Here is a 6,533-nt window from a genome sequence, read left to right as displayed (position 1 = left end):
GTGGATGCCCTCACCAGGGCATCCACGCCGCTGTCGTTCAGCGTTCCGGGGTCTGGCTGACCAGATGCTGCTCCAGTGCCCGGAGCATCTCCACGGCAGATTGTGCCTCTTGCAGTAGCCGTTGCAGCTCCGCTGCCTGCTTCTCCAGAAGTGCCAGGCTCTTCGCGCCTCGCCGGGACCGCCCTTGGAGCCGACGGTAGCCGCCTGTGGTGAAGACGCCGCGTGCGTTCTGCAGGGCGTCCACGGTCAGTCCTGCCCGTGTTGCGCATTCGGCGGCAGTCGCCTTTCCTGCCAGCAGGTCCAGCAGGAGCGTCACGAGCTGGTCGCGGTCCATGTCCGCGAAAGGGGACGCGGAACGAGCGGTCTCTCCTCGGTCCGGCACCAGTCACGCCAATCCGAAGCCGGGCAGGGTGGGCGAAGAGAGGTTGCGAGCGGGAAACAGCGGGTCGATGCCCGCGTCGACGAGACTTTCGGCGACGCATGCTTCACGAGTCCGAGGAGTGGCGGACAACGCTTGCGCCACCAGGGCCTCGGCCAGGACCTGGGAACGATGCTCGCCGAAGCTGAGCCCCTTCTTCCCCGGGCGCTGGTCCCTTGGTTCCCAGGCAGCGCCGACTCCCGGGGCAAGCCGGTGGACGAACGGCGACGTGCTGTCTCCCAGCCCTTCCAGGCCGCGCACCGCGTCGGCGACGTGAGCGATGCGGTCCCATGCATCGGGTCCGAGGTAGACGACGAGACCATCGCGGCGGGGCAGAAGACCCCCGTTCGACGTCACCTTACTTCGGTATCGCAGGCCCAGTGCCTCAAGCCTTTCCAGTACCACTCCCCAGACCTGGGGAGCAGCCTCCCGGTCGGTCAGGTGAATGTACATCCGCAGCGTGGCGGGCCCCGTCCGAAGACCCCGCGAGCTGTCGGTGAGGAAGAAGCCGGGGGAGCGTCCCGGGCGCTGAGCGGGCAGGCGGAGGAGGGCCGGACCGGATGCCCGCTGAGGCCACTTCACCACGCAGCTAACCGGGACCCGGGTGCGCACGCCCTCCACCACTACGGTGATCACGGGTTGGTCGTTCCGGCTGCTCAGGACAATGGCAGGAACGATCGTCGTGGAGTGGGGCATGGCCGCGGTGTACCGCGCGTCCAGGTCGTTGTCGCGCATGCTGCGCGCTCGGGGACCGTCCTGCTTGTCCATTCCTGCGTGCAGCCTCCGGTAAAGGCTGGTCCGCAGTTGACTCACCAGCCCGCTCGGATTCTCAGCGGTCAGTTCCTCGTCCAGGACGGTGGCTTGCGTGGCGTCTTCCGCGACTTGAACCGCGTCGAGGGCCCTGAGCAAGTCGGCCGATACCCGTGGCACCGTGGTGGTCATCGCGTCTTCTCCAAGCCCAGCGTCGATACGTGTACGTGCGGGTCGAGCAGCAGGACGCGCCCGATGCCTGCGGCTGCGCGGTCGGCTGCGCCGATTCTGGGCACGTACGGGGCGTTCGCGAGGAGTCGGTCGATCATGTGCCAACCTGCGAACGCCGCGGCCCGAGCGGGCAGGTCGGCATCGATTGCTTGCCCTGACGGCTTGCCGGCCGTCGTCCCTTCCCGCAAATAGCCTTCCCAGAAAGCGTGCATGCGGGGGTGCAGCCGTTCGATCTCCCGGGCCCCGTAGGTCAGGATCTCCCGGTGGGTCGCCTCCTGGTCGAATGGCCGGTCCGCGTCGTGTCTCAGAGTCTTGGGGATGTCACGCACTGCCCGGTAAAGCCACTCGCCGACGAACCCGCCGATGTCCCGTGCGGGGTCCCCGAGCCGGAGTTCCTCCCAATCCGTTAGGTGCAGTGTGTCACCGTGCAGAAGGTACTGGTCGAGGCGCAGGTCTCCGTGCGTGGGCACTTTCCGGGCCGAGGCTTCGTGCTCACGCAGGGTGCCAAGGACCGAGACCAGTTGCCGGTCGGCCTGGAGAAGGCTCCAAGCCTCCATCTCGGCGAAGCCGGCGTCGACGAACCTCGGCAGTGAGAGGGCTTCAAAGCTCTCCATCGGCGGAAGGGGATGCGGTGTCTCATCCAGTTCCCCGGGTTCCACTACCGAGGAATGAAGGACGCCCAGCATCCTGCCCGCTTCATGGCACAGGTCCTCGTCGAAGTCGCCGTCAGCGGCAAGTTCCGAGCCTGACCTGGCGTCCTCCAAGCCTTCGAACAGCACAAGAAGCTGCTGCTCATCTGCTCCAAGGAGTCGCGGGCTTGCCAATGGTGTCTCGACGAGTTCCGCTGCCAGCCTTTCGAAGGTGACGATCCGGCGATATCGGCGTGCGGCCTCGGATCTGTCACCCCCGAGCCGTTTCACGAACACCCGCCGTCCTGTGGTTGTCTTTCCTGCCCAGTTATCGTTACGGCCTACGTGCGCCACGACGGTATCGATACGGAAGCTGCCGAGGCCGAGCCGGGTCAATAATGCGTTCACTTCGGGGGCTGTGCTCAGATCCACCGGTTCGAAGCGTGCCTGTGCCGGTTCATGCAGTACCTCCTGGCTATCAATCATGTCTGGCGACCGTAGGGACGCCTCGCTTCGAGGACAAGGGGTGGCTCACCCTTAAACCGGCGTACCTTGGGTGGGGTTGACGGCTCGTGCTGGGTAGCAGTAGACATGCACGCCGCCAGCCAAACATATGACTCGCTTGTGGCGTTTTGAAACTTACCCGACTCCTCTAGGGTGAGCCACATGCCCATTCCACGCCTCCAGCGGCACACGCTGCCAAATGGCCTGCGTGTAGTCATACAGCCGCTCACGAGTGGACCGACAGTGGGAGTCAGTGTCCACTACGGCGTCGGTTTTCGTTCCGAAAGCCCGAGCCGATCCGGCTTCGCGCACCTCTTCGAACACCTCATGTTTCAAGGCAGCGCCCAAATACGACGCGGGGACCATTTCCGACTGGTCCAGTCCGCAGGTGGCACGGTCGATGGGTCCACGCACCAGGATTACACGGTGTTCCACCAGGTATTCCCATCGAATGCGCTTGAACGCGTTCTGTTCATGGAAGCCGACCGCATGAGAGAGCCCGTCTTCACAATGGAGAGCCTCCGCACGCAAGTGGATGTCGTGAAGGAGGAGATCCGGCTCAACTTGATGAACAAGCCGTACGGGGGATTCCCGTGGACCGTCCTGCCGTCAGCATTGTTCAGCGAGTTCCGAAATGCACACAACGGATACGGCGACTTCGCCGCTCTCGAGAAGGTGACCGTTGCAGACTGCGAGGCATTCTTTGAGTCCTACTATGCACCGGGCAACGCGGTGTTGACCGTGGCCGGTGACATCCAGCCGTGCCAGGTGATGGAACTTGTGTGGCGGCATTTTGCGGACATTCCCTCGCGGCCCGTTCCAACGGTTTCCGATTCCGACGAGCCAGCACCGAGAGGCATGCGAACGGGCGTGCATCACGACCGGCACGCCCCGCTGCCTGCGACAGCGATCGGCTACCGGCTGCCTGACCCGCGGACTGCGCTGCATTCATACTTGGCGCACACGGTGCTGTGCTCCCTCCTCGCCACCGGCGAGTCCTCCCGCCTGCGGCGAAAACTGATCGGACGCACAGGTGTGGCAACCGACGTGAGCATGGGGTGCGGACTGTTCGGAGCTCTTGACGCGCGCCACCCGGACCTTCTGCTGGGCGTAGTCGTGCACTCCCCCGGCGCATCGGCCGATGCGGTGATCTCGGCCTTGGACGAGGAGTTGCACAGCTTGGCGGCCGAGGGGCCCACTCCGCGCGAGGTCAACCGAGCGGTGGCGATGTCAGCGGCTGCGAGGCACCGCAAGTTCGACTCCCTCGCTTTCCGTGCCCCGGCACTCGGCACGCTGGAGCTGCTGTTCGACAGCGCCGAGCTGCTCGACCAGCTGCCCGGCGCGCTGTCCTCGGTCGACGCCGTGGACGTGGCCATGGCCGCACAGGGACTGAGCCCCGATGCCCGTGCCGTCGTCCAATTGGTACCGGGGACAGCGGGGGCTGACGAATGAACGAGTGGAACCCGGCACGCTCCGGGCCAGGTCCGATCCCTGTCGTGGCGTCCAGACTGCCGCCCGTGGGCTCCACCCCCGTCCTGAGCATGCCCCCGCTCGTGGACTCCGTCCTGGCCAACGGAGTGCGAGTGGTGGCAGCACATCGACCGTCGAGTCCCATGATCGAGGTGCGTGGCGCTGTTCCGATACCGTCTCTGGCCACCGACGAGGCCGCCGCCTTGATGGTGCTGTGCGAGACGCTCCTGCGTGGGACAGGCACCCTGACACAGGACGGGATGGAGGCACGGCTGTCCGACCACGGAGCGTCCCTGGTCGTGCAGCGCTCTGCACGTTGGCTCACCTTCTCGGGCTCGGCCCCGGCGAGCGCTCTGGGCGACCTCATGTCCGTTGTCACCGAGATGCTGGTGCGCGCCGAGCACGCGGAGGCGGAAGTGGCCCAGGCTCGGCTGCGTCTGACACGGCAGTTGTCTCTCGCTCGCGCACAGCCTCATGTGGTGGCGGAGCAGAGTCTGATCACCCACTGTTTCGGCCCTGGTGCGGCGCTGCGTGACATGCCCTCGGGTGCCGACGTGGCTTCCGTGACGGCCGACCAGGTACGAGCGCTGCATGCACGCTGCCTGCGACCTGATGGTGCGGTTCTCGTATTGGTTGGCGATCACAATCCGGAGCGAACGGTTCGCTTCCTGGACAGCACTCTCGGTGAGTGGCGCGGTGCTTCCGTACCCGCCACGCTGCCGGCGCTGCCCTCACCGGTTCCCGGGGTGCGGTTGCGACACCGCCCCGGCTCCGTCCAGTCGCAGATCAGGCTTCTGCGCTGCACAGTGCCGCGCCCCGACGTTGCGTTCCCCGCCCTGTGCCTAGCTGGAGCGGTATTCGGCGGCTATTTTTCCTCACGTCTGGTCACCGTTCTGCGCGAACGGTACGGGTTGGCCTACCGAGTCAGTTCTCGGCTGCGTGACACCGCGGATCGGTTGTCTCTGGTCATCGAAGCCGACAGCGCAACAGAGGCGACCGCTCGTTCGTACGGGACCATCCTGTCGGAATTGCGCCGCATATCCGATGATCCGCCGTCTATGGAGGAAATAGACGGCGCCCGCCAATACACCGCCGGCGTGATGATGATGTCGCTTTCCTCCCAGTCTGGACTAGCATCCGCCCTTCTCACTGCCTTGCTCCTGGACTTGCCCATCGACCACGCATGCACTTTCCCGCGCAGACTCTCGGCCGTTTCGCAGAGGGAGGTCCGCGAGGCGGTTGACAGGTTCTTCACCCCCGGCGCCTTCAGCGGGGTCGTCATCGGTGATGCGCAGGTTTTGTCCGGCCCTTTGGCGGCCCTGGGAGTGCGGTCCGACAGCGATGCGCTGGTGTAGCGGCGGGGATATCACGCGCGATGGAGTACATGAAAGCTTTCCGCCAACGCCCGACCAGCATTTCGGCCAACCTATCAAGGTCAGGACTTAAGAGGTTGCCCCCTCCATGCTTGCCGCGTAATGTCGAGGCGCAGGTGGGAGAAGTGTGCGGAATCGATTTAGGAACGTGTCATCGCTTCGAGCACTCCGAGCCTGACGCCGGAAGCAATACAGCAGTAACGACCTTACGGGGAATTGAAAATATGCCGCGCCCTCCTGCTATATAGGCCAACGAAAAGCTCGAACTGGTACTAAGAGTCCTGTCAGGTGAGTTGTCACTGGCGCAAGCATCACGCCAGGCCAAGGTGTCCCAACAGTCGGTCGCCAACTGGAGGAACAAGTTCATCGACGGGGGGAGAGAGGCTCTCGAAGGCGTCCTCTCCAAAACCGCAAGGCGAGAACGTGAGTTACAGGCGGAGATCACCGAACTCAAAACTGCCCTCGGTGAGGCTTATATTCAGTTGCGTGTCCGGAGGCGAGCCGGGGAGTACCGGTCGATCCCTTTCCCGAACTCGAGAAAATCCGACGGGAGTCCGGAATCAGCATCTCGCTCTTCTGCGACATCCTCGACATCCCACGACGCACGTATACACGGTGGAAGGCCGTCCACGCGCCTGCGACAGTCCGTCTGAAGTAGCACGGCTACTGGTTGCGCCGCGCCATCCTGCGTATGAACGGTGCCATGGCGGGGCCGACCACCGGACATCACAGCTTCTACAGCAGGCCCGAAGAAGCGAGCAGTGTCCCCGCCCGCGTCTCATCGACCAAGCGAGACAGTGATCTGGCGTAGTGCGTCAACTCTGGATGCCAACCACGGTAGGCGGCGAAGTCGTGTGCGTGAGTGAGGACGCGCAGCACGGCAGCCCGGCTGACCACCGTTGTGTCGGGCAGCGCGCCGTAGCCGCCCAGCAGAGCCCGGCCCACGCGCCGGGCTACTGCTCGTTTGGCGGTGTTTTCGGGCGCACTCGCCATCATGTCCCATTCGAGGATCTCGCCCACCAGCCAGCCCACGTCGTATCCAGCGGGGCCACGAGACACCTCTTCGCCGGTCAGCAGGCAGTCCGCTGAACCCTCGGAGGATGGCGTCCCTTGAAGTGGTGTAGCCGTTCTTGGCCGATGTGCGCCCCCGGCTCGCCA

General features: G+C 64.8%; 7 protein-coding genes. 3 read left to right on the top strand and 4 right to left on the bottom strand.

The features are described 5' to 3' along the window. Positions 1-37: 37 nt before the first annotated feature. From ABD207_RS30390 to lxmK, 3 genes are read right to left on the bottom strand one after another with little or no spacing between them, the layout of a single operon-like run. Positions 38-334 carry a hypothetical protein gene (locus ABD207_RS30390; RefSeq protein WP_344016495.1) on the bottom strand — a complete coding sequence of 99 codons (297 nt, stop codon included), beginning with the start codon at positions 332-334 and terminating at the stop codon, positions 38-40. 51 nt (positions 335-385) lie between these two features. Further along, positions 386-1,360 (bottom strand): T3SS effector HopA1 family protein, encoded by a 975-nt coding sequence (locus tag ABD207_RS30385; RefSeq protein ID WP_344016494.1) that lies wholly within the window; start codon positions 1,358-1,360, stop codon positions 386-388. Further along, positions 1,357-2,514, bottom strand: a complete 1,158-nt coding sequence (lxmK, locus tag ABD207_RS30380) for a class V lanthionine synthetase subunit LxmK (protein ID WP_344016493.1) — start codon at positions 2,512-2,514, stop codon at positions 1,357-1,359. The genes ABD207_RS30385 and lxmK overlap by 4 nt, the downstream gene beginning before the upstream one ends. Positions 2,515-2,694: 180 nt before the next feature. Between lxmK and ABD207_RS30375 the strand changes: the two genes are divergently transcribed. The 3 genes from ABD207_RS30375 to ABD207_RS32250 all read left to right on the top strand — a co-directional run bounded on the left by ABD207_RS30375 (position 2,695) and on the right by ABD207_RS32250 (position 6,028). Then, on the top strand, positions 2,695-3,984 hold the full coding sequence (locus tag ABD207_RS30375) for a M16 family metallopeptidase (RefSeq protein ID WP_344016492.1): 1,290 nt from the start codon (positions 2,695-2,697) through the stop codon (positions 3,982-3,984). 161 nt (positions 3,985-4,145) lie between these two features. Then, positions 4,146-5,357, top strand: a complete 1,212-nt coding sequence (locus ABD207_RS30370) for a M16 family metallopeptidase (RefSeq protein ID WP_344016491.1) — start codon at positions 4,146-4,148, stop codon at positions 5,355-5,357. 284 nt (positions 5,358-5,641) lie between these two features. Next, complete coding sequence (locus tag ABD207_RS32250) at positions 5,642-6,028, top strand: helix-turn-helix domain-containing protein (RefSeq protein WP_425580873.1); 387 nt, start codon at positions 5,642-5,644, stop codon at positions 6,026-6,028. An 82-nt stretch (positions 6,029-6,110) separates the two neighbouring features. Here ABD207_RS32250 and ABD207_RS30365 read toward each other — a convergent pair whose 3' ends face one another. Further along, the gene (locus ABD207_RS30365) at positions 6,111-6,407 is read right to left on the bottom strand and encodes a hypothetical protein (protein WP_344016490.1); all 297 of its coding nucleotides are present in this window, start codon (positions 6,405-6,407) and stop codon (positions 6,111-6,113) included. Positions 6,408-6,533: the final 126 nt, after the last annotated feature.

Origin of the sequence: Streptomyces thermospinosisporus, assembly GCF_039526425.1 — a bacterium.
GTDB classification, from domain to species: Bacteria; Actinomycetota; Actinomycetes; order Streptomycetales; family Streptomycetaceae; genus Streptomyces; species Streptomyces thermocarboxydovorans.
This window is presented reverse-complemented; position numbering and strand designations above follow the sequence as displayed.